The sequence below is a fragment of the Streptomyces sp. NPDC058864 genome, assembly GCF_042742985.1.
GTDB lineage: Bacteria > Actinomycetota > Actinomycetes > Streptomycetales > Streptomycetaceae > Actinacidiphila.
The window spans coordinates 93,705-110,532 of record NZ_JBHYMQ010000012.1 but is presented as its reverse complement, the minus strand read 5'-3'; the positions used below and the strand labels follow the sequence as shown (position 1 = coordinate 110,532).

Annotated in this window: 18 protein-coding genes and 1 tRNA gene; 5 read left to right on the top strand and 14 right to left on the bottom strand. The window is 71.5% G+C overall.

Annotation, left to right across the window (positions count from 1 at the left end):
* Nucleotides 1-114: 114 nt before the first annotated feature.
* Nucleotides 115-474, bottom strand: a complete 360-nt coding sequence (locus tag ACFW3D_RS12390; protein ID WP_500504031.1) for a hypothetical protein — start codon at nucleotides 472-474, stop codon at nucleotides 115-117.
* Between the two features lie 307 nt (nucleotides 475-781).
* Here ACFW3D_RS12390 and ACFW3D_RS12385 point away from each other — a divergent pair, with 307 nt between their 5' ends.
* Complete coding sequence (locus ACFW3D_RS12385; RefSeq protein WP_500504030.1) at nucleotides 782-1,018, top strand: hypothetical protein; 237 nt, start codon at nucleotides 782-784, stop codon at nucleotides 1,016-1,018.
* A gap of 252 nt (nucleotides 1,019-1,270) precedes the next feature.
* Here ACFW3D_RS12385 and ACFW3D_RS12380 read toward each other — a convergent pair.
* Nucleotides 1,271-1,352: transfer RNA gene (locus ACFW3D_RS12380), tRNA-Tyr, on the bottom strand.
* A 188-nt stretch (nucleotides 1,353-1,540) separates the two neighbouring features.
* Here ACFW3D_RS12380 and ACFW3D_RS12375 point away from each other — a divergent pair.
* The 4 genes from ACFW3D_RS12375 (at nucleotide 1,541) to ACFW3D_RS12360 (ending at nucleotide 5,519) form a co-directional block, all read left to right on the top strand.
* On the top strand, nucleotides 1,541-2,029 hold the full coding sequence (locus tag ACFW3D_RS12375; RefSeq protein WP_319135184.1) for a YajQ family cyclic di-GMP-binding protein: 489 nt from the start codon (nucleotides 1,541-1,543) through the stop codon (nucleotides 2,027-2,029).
* Nucleotides 2,030-2,285: 256 nt separating this feature from the next.
* A complete protein-coding gene (locus ACFW3D_RS12370; protein WP_500504029.1) occupies nucleotides 2,286-3,608 on the top strand; it encodes a radical SAM protein in 1,323 nt (440 codons plus the stop codon).
* Complete coding sequence (locus ACFW3D_RS12365; protein ID WP_500504028.1) at nucleotides 3,609-4,061, top strand: flavodoxin family protein; 453 nt, start codon at nucleotides 3,609-3,611, stop codon at nucleotides 4,059-4,061.
* A gap of 75 nt (nucleotides 4,062-4,136) precedes the next feature.
* Nucleotides 4,137-5,519 carry an FAD-binding oxidoreductase gene (locus tag ACFW3D_RS12360; RefSeq protein ID WP_500504027.1) on the top strand — a complete coding sequence of 461 codons (1,383 nt, stop codon included), beginning with the start codon at nucleotides 4,137-4,139 and terminating at the stop codon, nucleotides 5,517-5,519.
* A gap of 32 nt (nucleotides 5,520-5,551) precedes the next feature.
* Here the strand turns inward: ACFW3D_RS12360 and ACFW3D_RS12355 are convergent, their stop codons facing one another.
* From ACFW3D_RS12355 to ACFW3D_RS12300, 12 genes are all read right to left on the bottom strand, one after another.
* Complete coding sequence (locus ACFW3D_RS12355) at nucleotides 5,552-5,953, bottom strand: YccF domain-containing protein (RefSeq protein ID WP_500338470.1); 402 nt, start codon at nucleotides 5,951-5,953, stop codon at nucleotides 5,552-5,554.
* A 116-nt stretch (nucleotides 5,954-6,069) separates the two neighbouring features.
* Nucleotides 6,070-6,930, bottom strand: a complete 861-nt coding sequence (htpX, locus tag ACFW3D_RS12350) for a zinc metalloprotease HtpX (RefSeq protein ID WP_500504026.1) — start codon at nucleotides 6,928-6,930, stop codon at nucleotides 6,070-6,072.
* Nucleotides 6,931-7,050: 120 nt separating this feature from the next.
* Entirely contained in the window at nucleotides 7,051-8,559 is a 1,509-nt protein-coding gene (locus ACFW3D_RS12345; RefSeq protein WP_500504025.1) for an NADH-quinone oxidoreductase subunit N, read from the bottom strand.
* Complete coding sequence (locus tag ACFW3D_RS12340; protein ID WP_500504024.1) at nucleotides 8,559-10,124, bottom strand: complex I subunit 4 family protein; 1,566 nt, start codon at nucleotides 10,122-10,124, stop codon at nucleotides 8,559-8,561. The genes ACFW3D_RS12345 and ACFW3D_RS12340 overlap by 1 nt, the downstream gene beginning before the upstream one ends.
* 3 nt (nucleotides 10,125-10,127) lie before the next feature.
* Nucleotides 10,128-12,131: an NADH-quinone oxidoreductase subunit 5 family protein gene (locus ACFW3D_RS12335; protein ID WP_500504023.1), complete on the bottom strand. Its 2,004-nt coding sequence runs from the start codon at nucleotides 12,129-12,131 to the stop codon at nucleotides 10,128-10,130.
* Nucleotides 12,128-12,505: an NADH-quinone oxidoreductase subunit NuoK gene (gene nuoK / locus ACFW3D_RS12330; protein ID WP_500504021.1), complete on the bottom strand. Its 378-nt coding sequence runs from the start codon at nucleotides 12,503-12,505 to the stop codon at nucleotides 12,128-12,130. The genes ACFW3D_RS12335 and nuoK overlap by 4 nt, the downstream gene beginning before the upstream one ends.
* Nucleotides 12,505-13,062 (bottom strand): NADH-quinone oxidoreductase subunit J family protein, encoded by a 558-nt coding sequence (locus tag ACFW3D_RS12325; protein WP_500504020.1) that lies wholly within the window; start codon nucleotides 13,060-13,062, stop codon nucleotides 12,505-12,507. Before ACFW3D_RS12325 ends, nuoK begins: the two co-directional genes overlap by 1 nt.
* On the bottom strand, nucleotides 13,059-13,625 hold the full coding sequence (locus ACFW3D_RS12320) for a NuoI/complex I 23 kDa subunit family protein (RefSeq protein WP_500504018.1): 567 nt from the start codon (nucleotides 13,623-13,625) through the stop codon (nucleotides 13,059-13,061). Before ACFW3D_RS12320 ends, ACFW3D_RS12325 begins: the two co-directional genes overlap by 4 nt.
* Nucleotides 13,625-14,587: an NADH-quinone oxidoreductase subunit NuoH gene (gene nuoH / locus ACFW3D_RS12315; protein WP_500504017.1), complete on the bottom strand. Its 963-nt coding sequence runs from the start codon at nucleotides 14,585-14,587 to the stop codon at nucleotides 13,625-13,627. Before nuoH ends, ACFW3D_RS12320 begins: the two co-directional genes overlap by 1 nt.
* Nucleotides 14,584-15,738, bottom strand: a complete 1,155-nt coding sequence (locus ACFW3D_RS12310; RefSeq protein WP_500504016.1) for an NADH-quinone oxidoreductase subunit C — start codon at nucleotides 15,736-15,738, stop codon at nucleotides 14,584-14,586. Before ACFW3D_RS12310 ends, nuoH begins: the two co-directional genes overlap by 4 nt.
* Entirely contained in the window at nucleotides 15,735-16,352 is a 618-nt protein-coding gene (locus ACFW3D_RS12305) for an NADH-quinone oxidoreductase subunit B (RefSeq protein ID WP_089226397.1), read from the bottom strand. The genes ACFW3D_RS12310 and ACFW3D_RS12305 overlap by 4 nt, the downstream gene beginning before the upstream one ends.
* Nucleotides 16,343-16,711: an NADH-quinone oxidoreductase subunit A gene (locus ACFW3D_RS12300; RefSeq protein WP_018558821.1), complete on the bottom strand. Its 369-nt coding sequence runs from the start codon at nucleotides 16,709-16,711 to the stop codon at nucleotides 16,343-16,345. The genes ACFW3D_RS12305 and ACFW3D_RS12300 overlap by 10 nt, the downstream gene beginning before the upstream one ends.
* Between the last annotated feature and the right edge of the window lie 117 nt (nucleotides 16,712-16,828).

Below are 16,828 nucleotides of genomic sequence, written 5' to 3'. Positions count from 1 at the left end.
GCCCGCTAAGCGCGGGCGCTGGCCAGTGACCACTAACGGGTCATCCCTCTAGTGAAGAGGGGGGCGGCGCCACTTCGATAGGTAGAGAGAGAACAACTCTGCACAGCCGACCAACTACTCGCGTCGCGAGCGCCGGCTGCTGAGCAGGAAGTACACCAACGGCATCACGGCCAGCAGGAGGGCCAAACCCACCGACGCCTCCCAAGGCAGCTCGGTGCCACTGGTGAACTTCAGAGAAGCGACCGACCCAACCGTCGACGCCGCGGTAGCGCTCACGCACTTCAACGTCCGCAGCATGTGGTCACTGGACCCCCCCGGCACAGAGACGGAGACCCCCGCCCCCTCCGGTGTGGCAAAGACACCGACAGTGGCGAGACCCGTGGGCTCGCTCAGCAGGGTCTCTCCATCCTGAGAAGGCAGATTCGGCACAGCGCTGACGACAGGGTGGGCAGGCGCGCCCAGGTTCTTCGCCACTTTTTCCTTCCGCGCGTCCCAACTGCGAACCCTGTCGGCTCGCGACAAAGCCGGGACTGAAGCTTCGCCAGCCGCTAGAACTAAGCGGCTTGGCATGCTCCTCGCATGCGATCTCCTCTCCTCGGGAAGCCCCCAAGCTACGAGGGCCAGCAGCCACCCTACCGCAAGACGCATCTCGAGCGCACCACATGTGCACCACTTTGACGCCCTACTGGGTGCACAATCGGTGCCCGCTGTGAGACCATGAGCATGGAAGGCGATCACGCCAAGCAAGCGGATCGGAAAGAACACAGCGAAAGGCTTGGATATGAGCAGGGCACTGAGATCGGTGGAGCCTGCTGAGAGTGAGCGCTACTCGGTGACTTTCGTACCGGCGGCCGTGCAAGCCATCCAGTCGCTAACCGAGCTGTCAGGGCTGTCCAAGTCGGATGCCATCAATCGAGCGGTTCAGGTGTACGCGTTCCTTGCCCGCGAGATGGCGGATGGCCGACAGGTACTCCTGCGCAATGAAGACGGGTCGCTTGAGCGGGTACACATCGTCTGATCTGGGTCAACAACAGCAACTGGGTCACCGCCGAAGCCATGGCGTAGCCGCAACAGCCTCTGGCGCACCCAAGGGCGAACTGCGGCCCGACCCGACGTAGACCGCCAGCTCCCACCGTCCACGCCTCGTCCAGAGACGCTGGTAGAGAGCGCCCTACAGCGGGACAGCTTGAGACACCGACGCGATTCACGCAGAGCAAGCAACACAGCCCCTGCGCTGCGTTTCCGCAGCTCAGGGGCTGTGTTTCCACTGTGGCGGCGCCAGGATTCGAACCTGGGTAGGCTAAGCCGACGGATTTACAGTCCGCTCCCATTGGCCACTCGGGCACACCGCCTGGGAAGTGTCTCCGCGGGCCGCTTGTGTGCGGTCCCCGTGGCGACGTCGTAAACAATACCCGATGCGCGGGGGTGCTCCGCCACCCAATTGATCAGCGCTTCGGGCGGGTCCGGTGGCTAGGCTTGCGGGGGCGGCCCGGAGGCGGGTCGCGGACCCGACGGATCAGAGCCAAGGAGCCAACAGAAGATGGCCGACTCCAGTTTCGACATCGTCTCGAAGGTCGAGCGGCAGGAGGTCGACAACGCCCTCAACCAGGCCGCGAAGGAGATCTCGCAGCGCTACGACTTCAAGAACGTCGGCGCGTCGATCTCGTGGTCCGGGGACAAGATCCTGATGCAGGCCAACTCCGAGGAGCGGGTCAAGGCCATCCTGGACGTCTTCGAGACCAAGCTGGTCAAGCGGGGGATCTCGCTGAAGTCGCTGGACGCGGGCGAGCCCCAGCTGTCCGGCAAGGAGTACAAGATCTTCGCGTCCATCGAGGAGGGCATCTCGCAGGACAACGCCAAGAAGGTCGCCAAGATCATCCGTGATGAGGGGCCCAAGGGCATCAAGGCGCAGGTGCAGGGCGAGGAGCTGCGCGTGAGCTCGAAGAGCCGGGACGACCTGCAGGCCGTCATCGCGCTGCTCAAGGGCAAGGACTTCGACTTCGCGCTGCAGTTCGTGAACTACCGCTGAGCGAGGTCCCGGTCCTGCCCGAGGTCCCGGCCGTGAGGAGGCGACCGGGGCCTCGTACGGGTACGGAGGGTACGGAGGGTACGGAGGGTACGGAGGGCGCGCGGGCGTGCCCGCCGGGCCACGGGGAGGGCGCATTCGGAGGGTGCCGCCCGGGAGGCCGCCGCAGGTGCGTAGTGTCTTCCTGTTAGGTCTCCCCGCGGACCGCCCCGCCCGTCGAAGGCGGACCCGGGGCAGCGTCTCGAGGATGGAGCCGGGCATGCAAAGCCGCACCGCTTTGGTCGAGGACCTGATGAGCCGCTTCCCGCACGTCCCGCGCGAGGCGGTCATCAAGGAGGACCTGCTGCGCGGCGGGATCGCGTTCGACGAGTCGGCGCTCAGCGGCAACGAGGACGGCGACGTCAAACCGAAGTCGTACTTCATCTTCTCCTTCGACCACCGCACCCTCCCCGAGCTGGGCGCCGCCGCGCTGAAGCGGCCGCCGGAGGAGATCGTGCTCACCGGCGGCCCGTACGACCTGCGCCGCACGGTGGTGTCGGTGCGGGTCAACCCGGCCTCGCCGTACCGCGTGCGGGCGGGCGGGCGCGGGGTGCTCGGGCTCTACCTCGACGGGGTGCGCATCGCGGACGTCGGCCTGCCGCCGATGCCGGCGTACTACCGGCACACCCTGGAGAACGGGAAGTCGGTGATGGAGGTCGCGCCGACGATCCAGTGGGGCTACCTGATCTACCTGACGGTCTTCCGCGTGTGCCAGTACTTCGGCGCCAAGGAGGAGTGCCAGTACTGCGACATCAACCACAACTGGCGCCAGCACAAGGCGGCCGGCCGCCCCTACACGGGTGTGAAGCCGGTCGAGGAGGTGCTGGAGGCGCTGGAGATCATCGACAAGTACGACGAGACGAAGTCCTCCACCGCCTACACCCTCACCGGCGGGGCGATCACCTCCAAGGTCGCCGGGCGGGACGAGGCGGACTTCTACGGCCACTACGCGAAGGCCATCGAGGAGCGCTTCCCCGGCCGCTGGATCGGCAAGGTGGTCGCGCAGGCGCTTCCCAAGGAGGACGTGCAGCGCTTCAAGGACTACGGCGTGCAGATCTACCACCCCAACTACGAGGTGTGGGACCGCCGTCTGTTCGAGCTGTACTGCCCCGGCAAGGAGCGTTACGTCGGCCGGGACGAGTGGCACCGCCGCATCCTGGACTCGGCGGAGATCTTCGGCCCGCGCAACGTGATCCCCAACTTCGTGGCGGGCGTGGAGATGGCCGAGCCGTTCGGCTTCACCAGCGTCGGCGAGGCGATCGACTCCACGGCGGAGGGCCTGCGTTTCTTCATGTCGCGGGGCATCACGCCGCGCTTCACCACCTGGTGCCCGGAGCCGACGACCCCGCTGGGGAAGGCCAACCCGGAGGGTGCGCCGCTGGAGTACCACATCCGCCTGCTGGACGTGTACCGGGCGACGCTGGAGGAGTACGGGCTGAGTTCGCCGCCCGGGTACGGTCCGGCCGGCCCCGGCAACGCGGTGTTCTCGGTGAGCTCGTTCATGGACAGCCTGCCGGCGTCGGCGCCCGCCGGAGTGAGCTGAGTGCCGACCCTGCTGATCGTGCATCACACGCCGTCGCCGAACCTGCAGGCGATGTTCGAGGCGGTGGTCGCGGGCGCGACCACCGACGAGATCGAGGGCGTGGACGTCGTACGGCGGCCCGCCCTCGCGGCGACCGCCTCCGACGTGCTCGCGGCGGACGGATACCTGCTGGGCACGACGGCGAACCTCGGCTACATGTCGGGGGCGCTCAAGCACTTCTTCGACCAGGTCTACTACCCCTGCCTGGACAGCACGCGCGGCCGCCCGTTCGGCTACTACGTGCACGGCGGCAGCGATGTCACGGGAACGGTGCGGGGGATCCGGTCGATCACCACGGGCCTGGGCTGGGAGCAGGCGGCGGCGGAGGTGACGGTCACCGGGGAGCCGTCCAAGGCCGATCTGCAGGCCTGCTGGGAGCTGGGCGCGACGCTGGCCGCCGGGCTGACGGACTGACCGCGGGGGCCCGGCGCCGACGTGCCGGGCCCATGCCCCCGTCCTACCGTGGAGGTGGAGAGAGGGGGCAGGCCGATGGCACCCCATGTCCTGGACGGCGCGGCCCTGGACGCCCTGCGCTCCGGCTTCGCCGGCGAGGTCGTCGCACCGGGTGACGCCTCGTACGACGAGAGCCGCGCGCTGTTCAACGCGATGATCGACCGCAGACCGTCCGTGATCGCCCTGTGCGAAACGGTGGACGACGTCGCCGCGGCGATCCGCTTCGGCCGTGAGCGCGGGCTGGAGGTCGCCGTCCGCGGGGGCGGGCACAGCGTCTCCGGCAACGCGACGACCGACGGCGGCATCGTCGTCGACCTGCGGCGCATGCACGCGGTGGTCGTCGACCCGGCGGCGCGCACGGCACGGGTCGGCGGGGGCGCCACGATGAGCCACCTGGACCGGGCGACCCAGCCGTACGACCTGGTCACCACCGGGGGCCGGGTGTCCACCACCGGGGTGGGCGGTTTCACCCTCGGGGGCGGATCGGGCTGGCTGGAGCGGAAGTTCGGGCTGGCCTGCGACAACCTGGCCGAGGCCGAACTGGTGACGGCGGACGGCACCTTGGTGCGGGCCGCCGAGGACGAGAACCCGGAGCTGTTCTGGGCGCTGCACGGGGGCGGCGGCAACTTCGGCGTCGCCACCTCGCTCACGCTGCGGCTGCACCCGCTGCCCGCGGCCACCCTGGCCGTGCTCCTGTGGCCGCCGGACGCCGGCCCCGAGGTGCTGCGCGCCTACCGCACCCTGCTGGCGTCGGCGCCGGACGAGGTGGGCGGGGGCATGCTCTTCCTGACCGGGCCGCCGGAGGAGTTCGTGCCGGAGCACCTGGTGGGCACCCTCGCCTGCGCCGTGGTGTTCGCGTACGCGGGCACCGGCGACGCGGCGCGCGAGGTGCTGGAGCCGCTGCTCGCGCTGGGCCCGCACGGCCGCATGGTGGCGGAGCTGCCGTACGCGGACCTGCAGTCCGCGTTCGACGACCCGCCGGGCTTCCGGAACTACTGGTCGGCGGAGTACCTGGACGACTTCCCGGACGAGGCCGTGGACCGCTTCTGCGCGCGTGCCCGGGACATGGTGGTCCCCTCCCCGTCCCAGCACGTGCTGTTCCCCGTGGGCGGCGCCGTGGCGCGCCCTCCGGCCGACTACCCGCTGCCCTGGCGCCGGGCACCGTGGGTCGTGCACCCCTTCGGCCTGTGGGCGGACCCGGCGGACGACGAGCGGGCCCGGCGGTGGGCCCACGACGTCCGCGCCGACCTGCGGCAGTGGTCCTCGGGCGCGGTCTACCTGAACTTCATCGGCGACGAGGGCGAGGGCCGGGTGATCGCCGGGCTCGGCGCGCACAACCTGGGGCGGCTGGCCCGGGTGAAGACCGAGTACGACCCGGAGAACGTCTTCCGGCTCAACCACAACATCGAGCCGGGCTGAGGCCCCGCCGGCGCGTGCCCGGGGCGCTGGGCTCAGCGGGTGGCGTACGGGGCGTCGACGGGGACGATCTCGCGGCCGAGCGGCACCAGGGAGATCGGCACCATCTTGAAGTTGGCGATGCCGAACGGGATGCCGATAATCGTCAGGCAGAAGCCGATGCCCGCGAGCACATGGCCGATGGCGAGCCAGATCCCCGCGAAGATCAGCCAGATGATGTTCCCGAGCAGCGACCCGACCCCCGCGTCGCGGCGCTCCACGGTGGTGCGGCCGAAGGGCCACAGCACGTAGTTGGCGATCCTCAGGGACGCGATCCCCCAGGGGATGGTGATGATGAAGATGAACATCAGCAGGCCCAGCAGGGCGTAGCCGATCGCCATCCACAGGCCCCAGATGATCAGCCACACGACGTTCAGGACGATGTTGACCGCCTTCATTGCCCAAGCCTCCCATGCGTCCGGGGGCCCCGCCCGTCAGGGGGCGGGAGCCGCCGCTCCGTCAGGCGTCCCCCACAGGGCCCGTACCCGCGCGCGGGCGTGGCCGCACGCGGACGTCAGCGGCGGTGGCCGGCCATCTCCTCGAGGCGGGTGATGCGCTCGGCCATCGGGGGGTGGGTGGAGAAGAGCTTGGACACGTCGCCGGGGCGGAACGGGTTGGCGATCATGAGGTGGCTGGTGGTCTCCAGCCGGGGCTCGGGCGGCAGCGGGGCGAGCTTGGTGCCCGTCTCCAGCTTGCGCAGCGCGGAGGCGAGGGCGAGCGGGTCGCCGGTGAGGCGGGCGCCGGAGGCGTCGGCCTCGTACTCGCGGGAGCGGCTGACGGCGAGCTGGATGAGGGAGGCGGCGACGGGGCCGAGGATCATCATCAGGAGCAGGCCGAACAGGCCCGGGCCCTCGTCGTCGTCGGAACGGCCGACGGGGATCAGCCAGGCGAAGTTGACGAGGAACATGACCACCGAGGCCAGGGCGCCGGCGACGGACGAGATGAGGATGTCGCGGTTGTAGACGTGGCTCAGCTCGTGGCCGATGACGCCGCGCAGTTCGCGTTCGTCGAGCAGGCGCAGGATGCCCTCGGTGCAGCACACGGCGGCGTTGCGCGGGTTGCGGCCGGTGGCGAAGGCGTTGGGGGCCTCGGTCGGGGAGATGTAGAGCCGGGGCATGGGCTGCCGGGCGGAGGTGGAGAGTTCGCGCACCATGCGGTACAGCGCCGGCGCCTCGAACTCGCTGACCGGGCGGGCGCGCATGGAGCGCAGCGCGATCTTGTCGCTGTTCCAGTACGCATAGGCGTTGGTTCCGAGGGCCACGACGAGCGCGACGATCAGTCCCGTACGGCCGAAGAAGCTGCCGACGATCAGGATGAGAGCCGACATTCCGCCCAGGAGCGCGGCGGTCTTCAGGCCGTTGTGCCGGCGGTGCACGGTACACCCTCCAAGTTGTGCATCAGGAGGACCTTCTCTCCTCGTTCAAGGAGAACCTCCCGTAGGGGCCAACGCCACCGGAGGGGCGTTAGTTCCCTTGTGCACCTTCCGGCCGGGTGCTCAGAGCAGGGTCGCGGAGGCGAAGCGGAGGACGAGCTGCGGGGCGCCGGACAGCACGATCCCGACGACGGCGGTGAGCGCGATGGCGGCGCCGAGCGGACGCGACGGGCCCGACGGGCGTACGGCGGCGGCCGGCTCCGTCCCGGCCTTGGCGAAGAGCAGGAACGTCCACCGAAGGTAGTAGACGAGCGCGATGACGACGTTGACGGCCATGACGGCGGCCAGCCAGCCGAGGCCCGCGTCGACGGCCGAGGAGAAGACGGCGACCTTGGCGAACAGGCCGATGACGCCGGGCGGCAGACCGGCCAGGCAGAGCAGGAAGAAGGCCATGGCGAGCGCGGCCAGCGGGTGGCGGCCGTGCAGGCCGCGGTAGTCGGTGAGCCGGTTCTGCGGCGCGGTGCGGCCGACGAGCGCGGCGACGCCGAAGGCGCCGAGGTTCACGGCGGCGTACATCAGCGCGTAGGCGAGGGTGGTGCCGACCTGCCGGTCGGGGTCGGTGTACGCGGCGGCGGCGATCGGGACCAGAAGGTAGCCCGCCTGTCCGATGGACGACCAGGCCAGCAGGCGGACCGCGCTGCGCGGGCGGTCGGGGTGCTGCACCAGCGCGCCGACGTTGCCGACGGTCATGGTGAGGGCGGCCAGGACGGCGACGGCCGGACCCCAGACGTGCGCGTACGGCCGGAAGGCGACGACCGTGACGAGGATGAGGCCGGCGAACCCGGCGGCCTTGCCGACGACCGACAGGTAGCCGGCGACGGGGAGCGGGGCGCCGGCGTAGGTGTCGGGGACCCAGAAGTGGAAGGGGGCGACGGCGAGCTTGAAGGCGAAGCCGACGACGGTGAGGGCGGCGCCGGCGGCGGCGAGGGTGTCCAGGCGGGGGTCGACGCCCTGCAGCCCCTTGGCCATGGCCTCCAGGTGGAGGGTGCCGGTGGCCGCGTACACGAAGCTGACGCCCAGCAGGGTGACGGCGGTCGCGGCGACCGAGGACAGGAAGAACTTCAGGGCCGCCTCGCTCGACAGCCGGTCTCCGCGGCGCAGTCCGACCAGGGCGAACGACGGGAGGGTGGTGACCTCCAGGGCGATCACGAGGGTCGCCAGGTCGCGGGAGGCGGGCAGCAGCGCGGCGCCGGACGCCGAGGAGAGCAGCAGGAACCAGAACTCGCCGGCCGGCAGCTCGTCGAGGGTGTGCACCGACAGCAGGGCGGCGACGAGCGCTCCGGCCAGGACCAGCAGTTGCACGACGAGCGTGAAGCGGTCGGCGACGTAGGAGCAGTCGGCGGGGCTGCCGACGAGGCAGAAGGTGGTGCGGTCGCCGTCGAGCAGCGGCAGCAGGCTCAGCCCGGCCAGCAGGAGGCCGCCGAGGGTGATCCCGACCAGGAGCTGCTTGCGGCCCTCGGGCAGGAAGAGGTCGGCGACCAGCACGACGATCGCGGCCACCGCCACGATGCCGGGCGGGGCGATCGCGGCCCAGTCGACCGACTGGACGACGGAGGTGGCGAGGGTGCTCATCAGCTGCCTCCGAGCAGGGTGCGCACGGCCGGGTCGGTGAGGCCGAGCAGGGCGGCGGGCCACAGGCCCGCGAGGACGGTCAGGACGACCAGCGGGGTCCAGGCCGCGAACTCGTAGCCCCGGACGTCGGCGAGTGCCGGCGCGGCGTGGACGGTGTCGCGCTCGCCCATGCAGACGCGGCGCACGACGACGAGCAGGTACGCGGCGGTGAGCAGGGTGCCGAAGGCGGCGACCGCGGTGAAGACCAGGTAGGCGCCGCGGTCCAGGCCCGGGGCGGGCTTGAAGGAGCCGAACATGGCCAGCATCTCGCCCCAGAATCCGGCCAGGCCCGGCAGGCCGAGGGAGGCGACGGCCGCGAAGGCCAGCAGACCGCCCATGCGGGGGGCCTTGCCGTACAGCGCGGCGCCGGTCTGCCCGGCGAGGGTGTCCAGGTCGGTGGAGCCGTAGCGGTCCTTGAGGGCGCCGACCAGGAAGAAGAGCAGGCCGGTGATGAGCCCGTGGGCGATGTTCGCGAAGAGCGCGCCGTTCACGCCGGTGGTGGTCAGGGTCGCGATGCCCAGCAGGACGAAGCCCATGTGGCCGACGGAGCTGTAGGCGATGAGCCGCTTGAGGTCGCCGCCGGCTCCGCGCCGGGCGAGGGCCAGGCAGGCCAGCGAACCGTAGACGATGCCGACGACCGCGAAGGCGGCCAGGTAGGGCGCGAAGGTCTGCATGCCCTCGGGGGCGGCCGGCAGCAGGATCCGTACGAAACCGTACGTGCCCATCTTGAGCAGGACGCCGGCCAGGAGGACCGAGCCGACCGTGGGGGCGGCGGTGTGGGCGTCCGGGAGCCAGCTGTGCAGCGGCCACATCGGGGCCTTGACGGCGAGGCCGAGGCCGATGGCGAGGACGGCGATCAGTTGCGTGGAGTGACTGAGCGACGACCCGTTGTCAGTGGCGAGTGCCACCATGTCGAATGTGCCCGCCTTCAGCCCGATGAGGAGCAGGCCGAGCAGCATGATCACGGAGCCGAGCAGTGTGTAGAGGATGAAGCGGAGGGCGGACTTCTCCCGGTTCTCGCCGCCCCAGCGGGCGATGAGGAAGTACATCGGGATCAGGACGGTCTCGAAGGCGAGGAAGAAGAGCACGAGGTCGAGCACGGCGAAGGTGGCGAGCGTGCCCGTCTCCAGGAGGAGCAGGAGCGCCACGAAGGCCTTCGGGGAAGGGCCCGCGGGCATCTTGAAGTAGCTGTAGAGCGCGCAGAGGAAGGTCAGCAGCGCGGTCAGGACGAAGAGGGGGAGGCTGATGCCGTCGATGCCGAGGTGGATGCGGATGCCGAGCGCCGGGATCCAGCTGATGTCGGTGTTCGCCTGCATCGTCGCGGGGTGGTCGTGGTCGAAGCCCGCGGCGAGGACGATGCTCAGGACGAGGACGAGACCGGTGACGGTGACGCCGTGGCGCAGCACGGCCTGGTCGGGGTTCTTCCCCTTCAGGCCGGGCGGCGGCGGCAGCAGGGCGGCCGCGGCGCCGAGCAGCGGCAGGACGACGGCCGCCGCGAGGACGTACTGGAGGACGGTGTCGTTCACGGCTCACGCTCCGACGGCGACGAGGACGGCGAGTATCACGGAGCCGGCCAGCAGCACGCTGATATAGGTCTGCACGTTGCCCGTCTGGGTCCGGCGCACGAGCGCGCCGAGCAGCCGGGGCAGTCCGCCCGCGCCGCGGACGTACGTCTCGACGACCTCGCGGTCGAGGAAGCGGACGAGGCCGGAGGCGGCGAGCACGGGGCGGACGAAGAGCGCCGCGTACAGGGCGTCGAGGCGGAAGCCGTGCGAGGCGGGCCCGAAGAGCGGGCCGAGCAGCAGGCGTCCGGGGTCGGCGGGGTCCTGGGCGGCGGCGACGTCCCCGTAGACCTGCTCGTGGGTCTGCAGCGCCGCGGCCTCGGTGAGCGCGGGCTCCTCCTCCGCGGCCTCGGCGGTGACGACCGCGCCGAGCGGGGTGCCGCGGCGGGAGGCGGCCGCCTGCCAGGCGCCGTAGGTCGCGAGGATGCCGACGACGGCGAGGCCGACGCCGAGGATCGAGGTGACCAGGGTCGGGGCGAGGGCGTTGCCGTCGAGCCAGGCGGGGAGGTCGAGGAGCGAGGGTACGAGGGCGACGGCACCGAAGGCGAGGGTCGGGACGGCCAGCACCCACAGCACGACGGTCATGACGGCCGGTTCCCTGCCGTGGGCCTCGGGGGTTGTGGCGCCCTGGCCGCGGAAGGCGAGGAGGAACAGACGCGTGGCGTAGCCCGCGGTGAGCACGGCGGTGATCAGCGCGGCGACCAGGACGAGCCAGCCGACGGCCGCCGGTACCCCCTCGGCGTGGCCGGAGGCGGCGTGCTCGGCCGCCCGCAGCACCGACTCCTTGGAGAAGAAGCCGGAGAAGGGCGGGATGGCGGCCAGGGCGGCCAGCGCGATGCCCATCGTCCACATGGCGTCGGGGGCGCGCTTGCCGAGGTCGCCCATGCGCGACATCGCGGCCAGCGAGTTGGTGCCGGCGGCGTGGATGACGACGCCGGCGGCGAGGAAGAGGAGGGCTTTGAAGGCACCGTGCGAGACGAGGTGGAACACGGCGGCGCTGCGGTCGCCGACGGCGAGGGCGGCGGCCATGTAGCCGAGCTGGCCGATCGTCGAGTAGGCGAGCACGCGTTTGATGTCGTCCTGGGCGAGCGCGGCCAGACCGGAGCCGATCATGGTGACGGCGGCCAGCACGCCGAGCACCGCGAGGGTGACGGTGGAGGCCTCGAAGACCGGCAGCAGCCGGGCGACGAGGTAGATGCCGGCCGCGACCATGGTGGCGGCGTGGATCAGCGCGGACACCGGGGTGGGGCCGGCCATCGCGTCGGGCAGCCAGGTGTGCAGCGGGAACTGCGCCGACTTGCCGGCGACGCCGGCGAGCAGCAGCAGGCCGACGACGGTCGGGTGCGCGATCCCGCCGTGGGTGGCGGCGGTGAGGATGCCGTTGATCCGGAAGGTCCCGGCGTCGGCGGCGAGCGCGAAGACGCCGATCAGGAAGGGGACGTCACCGAGCTTGGTGACGAGGAAGGCCTTGAGGGAGGCGGCCCGGGCGACCTCGGTCTCCCAGTAGTGGCCGACCAGGAAGTACGAGCAGATGCCCATGATCTCCCAGCCGACCAGCAGCACCATCAGGTCGCCGGTGTAGACGACCAGGAACATGGCGGCGGTGAAGAGGGAGACGAGGGCGGAGTAGGAGGCGTAGCGCGGGTCGTGGCGCAGGTAGGCCGTGGAGTACAGCTGCACGCAGGTGGCGACCAGGCCGACGAGGACGGCGATGAGCACCGCGAAGCCGTCGAGGTGCAGGGCGAGGTCGACGGGCACCGATCCGGTCGGCGTGAGCCGGGTCGCGGCGTCGGTGGCCGGGCCGCTGCCCTGCCGTACGGCGACGACGACGGCCAGCACGAAGGCGGTCGCGGTGGGCAGCACGGCCAGCGGCCGGACGAAGCCGGGGGCGGTGCGGCCGAGCAGCAGACCGCCGACGGCGCCGAGGAACGGGAGGAGGGGGACGAGGACGGCGAGGGTCGTCAGGGTCACGCTGCGGCCTCGGCCTTCTCTTCGGGTGCGGAGGGCCCGTCCCCTTCGCCCTGCGGGTCGTGCGGTTCGTGCTCGGCCAGGTCGGTGAGGCGGTCCACGTCCGAGCTGCCCCGGTTGCGGTACACGAGCAGCACGATGGCGAGGCCGATGCCGATCTCGGCGGCGGCGATGACGATGACGAACAGCGTCAGGGCCTGCCCGGCGTGGAGGGTGTCGCGGAGCCAGACGTCGAAGGCGACCAGGTTGAGGTTGACCGCGTTCAGCATCAACTCGACCGACATCAGGACGAGGATCGCGTTGCGCCGGGCGAGGACGCCGTACAGGCCGACGGAGAACAGGAGGGCGGCGAGGACGGCGGGATAGGCGAGATGCATCAGCGCTCCCCCGGCTGCTGACGGGACTGCTTGCGGGACAGGACGATCGCACCGACGAGCGCGGCGAGCAGGAGTACGGACAGCGCCTCGAACGGCAGTACCCAGTGCCGGAAGAGGATCTGGCCGGTGACCTTGGTGGAGCCCTGCGCGGCGCCGTCCACGTCGATCCAGGTGGCCCGGAAGGCGTCCACCACGACCCACACCAGCGTGCCCGCGGCGGCGGCGGCCACGGCCAGCGCCGCGATCCGGTTGCCCGAATCGGCGTCCGGGGAGCGGCCGATGGGCGCCCTGGTGAGCATCAGCCCGAACAGCACGAGCACGACGACGGACCCGACGTAGATCAGCACCTGCACCCAGGCGATGAACTCGGCGGTGAGGAGGAGGTATTCCACGGCGACGCCGCCGAGCGCGACGACCAGCCACAGGGCCGCGTGCACCAGTTGCTTGGTGGTGACGCTGACGACGGCGGCGGCCAGGGTCGCGACGCCGACGAGGACGAAGACGATCTCGACCCCGGTCGGGGACAGGAAGCCGGGGTGGGCGGCGGCGGCGTTCACGCGTCGCCCCCCGGCTGCTCGCGCTCGGCCCCGGTGGCGGCGGCAGCGGCGGCCGCCTTCTCCGCGGCCTTGCGGGCGGCGGCGAGCTCCTTGGGCTCCTCGGCCGCCGGGTCGAGCGGCGGCGGGGCCGGCACCGTCCACATCCACTCGCGCAGCTTGTCGCGCTCGTGGGTGAGTTCGAGGATGTCGGTCTCGGCGTACTCGAACTCCGGCGACCAGAACAGGGCGTCGAAGGGGCACACCTCGATGCAGATGCCGCAGTACATGCAGAGCGAGAAGTCGATGGCGAAGCGGTCCAGCACGTTGCGGCTGCGCTCGCGGCCGCCGGGGGTGACGGCGGGCACCGTCTCCTTGTGGGAGTCGATGTAGATGCACCAGTCGGGGCACTCGCGCGCGCAGAGCATGCAGACCGTGCAGTTCTCCTCGAACAGCGCGATCACTCCGCGGGTGCGCGGCGGCAGGTCGGGCTGCACCTCGGGGTACTGCGCGGTGTGCGAGCGCCGGGTCATCGTGCGCAGGGTGACGGCGAGGCCCTTGGCCAGGCCGGAACCGGGGATGCCCATCAGGAGATCACCACCTTCACCACGCCGGTGAGCGCGATCTGGGCCAGGGCGAGCGGGATGAGGACGGTCCAGGCGAACCTCTGCAGCTGGTCCTCACGCAGCCGGGGGTAGGTGACCCGGAGCCAGATGACGACGAAGGCCAGGGCCGCGGTCTTGAGCAGCGTCCACAGCCAGCCGAGGCTGCCGGACCAGGGGCCGTGCCAGCCGCCGAGGAAGAGGACGGTGGTCAGCCCGCACAGCACGACGATGCCGGCGTACTCGGCGAGCAGGAACAGGGCGAAGCGCAGGCCCGTGTACTCGGTGTAGGCGCCGAAGATGATCTCGGAGTCCGCGACGGGCATGTCGAACGGCGGGCGCTGCAGCTCGGCGAGGCCGGCGGTGAAGAACACGACGGCGCCGATCAGCTGCCACGGCGTCCACCACCAGGCGTACGCGTCGACGATGCCGGGCAGCGAGAGCGTCCCGGCCGCCATGGCGACGGACGCGGCGGCGAGAAGCATCGGCAGCTCGTACGACATCAGCTGCGCGGCGGTGCGCAGACCGCCGAGAAGGGAGAACTTGTTGGCGGAGGCCCAGCCGGCCATGAGCGAGCCGAGCACGCCGACGCCCATCACGGCGAGCACGAAGAACAGGCCCGCGTCGATGTCCTGGCCGACGAAACCGCCGGGCCCCACCGGGATCGCGATGAGGACCAGGAGGTAGGGCAGCAGCGCGACGGCGGGCGCGAGTTGGAAGATCTTCCGGTCCGCGTCGGCCGGGACCACGTCCTCCTTCTGCGCGAACTTCACGCCGTCGGCGACGAGCTGGGCCCAGCCGTGGAAGCCGCCGGCGTACATGGGTCCGAGGCGGCCCTGCATGTGGGCCATGACCTTGTGCTCGGTCTGGCCGACGACCAGGGGCAGGACGAGGAAGGCGACGAGCACGGCGAGCAGCCGGAGGATCACTTCGAGGGCGTCGCTCACGGTGTGCTGCCTCCTTCTGCGTCGTCGTGGTCAGGGGTCCGGGCGTCGTCGCCGCCCGGCGCGGGCCGCGCGGGTTCGTCCTCCCTGCCGCCGGCCGGTGCCGCTTCCTCCACGGGAAGCCGGTCGCCGTCGGCGCCGGCCGCGGATCCCGCCGCGGATTCCGCCGTGGATTCCGTGTCCGGTTTCGCGGGCTCCCCCGCCGGCTTCGCCTCGGGGGTGACGGGTGCCTGCGCGACCGCTTCCGGCGCCGGACCGGTGGCGGCCGTGTCGCGGGGGACCTCCCAGGGAGCGTCCGGGGTGCGTTTGCGGGGCTCCGCCGGTGCCGCGGAGCCCGCCGGGGTCCCGGCGGTGGCGGCAGTACCGGCGGTGGCGGCCTGGCTGACGGAGCCGTCGCCCGCCGAGCGGGTGCGGCGCGGGGCGGCGGGGGCCTCGGCGGCGCTCTGGCTCGCGGAGCCCTCGGTGACGCTGCGGCTGCGCCGGGCGGGGCGCTCCGCGGCGCCCGCACCGGCGGCACCAGCGGCACCGGCCGCGCGCGGCGTACGGGCGGGGCGCGCGGGGGCGGGCGGGAGCTGGCCCTTCATCGGGCCCCAGTCGTTGGGGTCGGGCACGCCCGGCGGCAGCATCTGACGCCGCTTGGGGCCGCCGTGATCGGACTCCCCCGGCTCCTTCGCGCCCGGCCACGCCTTCGCGACCCGTGCCGCCAGGACGAAGTCCTTGCGCAGCGGGTGCCCTTCGAAGCCGTCGGGCAGCAGCAGCGGCACCAGGTGCGGGTGCCCGGTGAAGTCGACGCCGAACATCTCGTGCGTCTCGCGCTCGTGCCAGGCGGCGCCCGCGTAGACGCCCACGGCGGTCGGCAGGGCCGGTGCCTCGTGCGGGACGGTCGTACGGATCATCAGGCGCCGCACGGAGCCGACCGCGGGGGCCACGACGTGGGCGCAGACGCGGAAGCCGGCGCCGCCCTCGTCGACGGCGCTGAGCCAGTCGAAGAAGGTGCAGCCGAGGGTGTCCCGGGCGGCGCGCAGGGCGTCCGTCCAGGAGGCGGCGGGCACGTCGACGGTCAGCAGGCCGTACGTCTCCTCCGCCGTGGCCTCCGCGCCGAAGACCTCGGCGACGGCGTCCGGCTCGGGCAGCCGGTCGAAGGGCGTGCTCACTTCGCGGCCTCTCCGGGCGGCGGCGGGGCCTGGACGAGGCCGCTGCGCAGCGCCGCGGTGGACGCGCGCGGGGTGCCCCCGTCGCCGTAGCGCTCGCCGAGCGACTCGCGGGCGATCTTCTCCTGGAGCTTGAGGATGCCCTGCAGCAGCGCCTCCGGCCGCGGCGGGCAGCCGGGCACGTAGACGTCGACGGGGATGATCTGGTCGACGCCCTTGGTCACGGAGTACGAGTCCCAGTAGGGGCCACCGCAGTTGGAGCAGGCGCCGAAGGAGATGACGTACTTCGGCTCGGGCATCTGCTCGTACAGACGCTTGACGGCCGGGGCCATCTTGTCGGTGACGGTGCCCGAGACGACCATGAGGTCGGCCTGGCGCGGGCCGGGCGCGAAGGGGATCACGCCGAGCCGGATGAAGTCGTGCCGGGCCATGGACGCGGCGATGAACTCGATGGCGCAGCAGGCGAGCCCGAAGTTGAAGACCCACAGGCTGTAGCGGCGGCCCCAGTTCAGGACCACCTTCATCGGCTCGGGCGCCAGGCGCGCCAGCGTTCCGAGGCGGCGCGGCTCCGGCAGGTACTCGGGGGTGCTCACATCGGTCACATCGGTCACGTCCATTCCAGGACGCCCTTCTTCCAGGCGTAGAGCAGACCGACGGCGAGGAAGCCGAGGAAGACGAACATCTCGACCAGCGTCGTGCCGCCGTACCCCTCGGCGGCGAACACCGTCGCCCAGGGGAAGAGGAAGATCGCGTCGACCGCGAAGATCACGTACAGGAACGAGTAGACGTAGTAGCGGATCTGGGTGTGCGCCCAGCCCTCGCCGACGGGGTCGACGCCGCACTCGTACGTGAGCATCTTCTCCTGCGTCGGCACCACGGGCCGCAGCAGGCGACCGGCCCCGAAGGCCACGGTCACGAAGAGCACCCCGAGCACCGCGACCAGCCCGACGACCGAGTAGCCGTGGAAGTAGTCCACGTCCGTCCGCCCCTCGTTTCTCGTCGTAAGCGCGTTGTCCAGCGATCCCGGCGGATCTTTAGACGATCCGTACGAACGGAGTCTAGGCCCTGCCCCCCGGAGCGGAACCACCCGTCT

Bases quoted from the DNA above. Each gene is read 5' to 3' on its own strand.
- ACFW3D_RS12385 (WP_500504030.1), top strand. From the start codon at position 782: ATGAGCAGGGCACTGAGATCGGTGGAGCCTGCTGAGAGTGAGCGCTAC.
- ACFW3D_RS12375 (WP_319135184.1), top strand. From the start codon at position 1,541: ATGGCCGACTCCAGTTTCGACATCGTCTCGAAGGTCGAGCGGCAGGAG.
- ACFW3D_RS12370 (WP_500504029.1), top strand. From the start codon at position 2,286: ATGCAAAGCCGCACCGCTTTGGTCGAGGACCTGATGAGCCGCTTCCCG.
- ACFW3D_RS12360 (WP_500504027.1), top strand. From the start codon at position 4,137: ATGGCACCCCATGTCCTGGACGGCGCGGCCCTGGACGCCCTGCGCTCC.
- ACFW3D_RS12355 (WP_500338470.1), bottom strand. From the start codon at position 5,953: ATGAAGGCGGTCAACATCGTCCTGAACGTCGTGTGGCTGATCATCTGG.
- ACFW3D_RS12345 (WP_500504025.1), bottom strand. From the start codon at position 8,559: ATGAGCACCCTCGCCACCTCCGTCGTCCAGTCGGTCGACTGGGCCGCG.
- nuoK (WP_500504021.1), bottom strand. From the start codon at position 12,505: ATGCATCTCGCCTATCCCGCCGTCCTCGCCGCCCTCCTGTTCTCCGTC.
- ACFW3D_RS12320 (WP_500504018.1), bottom strand. From the start codon at position 13,625: ATGGGCATCCCCGGTTCCGGCCTGGCCAAGGGCCTCGCCGTCACCCTG.
- ACFW3D_RS12305 (WP_089226397.1), bottom strand. From the start codon at position 16,352: ATGGACGTGACCGATGTGACCGATGTGAGCACCCCCGAGTACCTGCCG.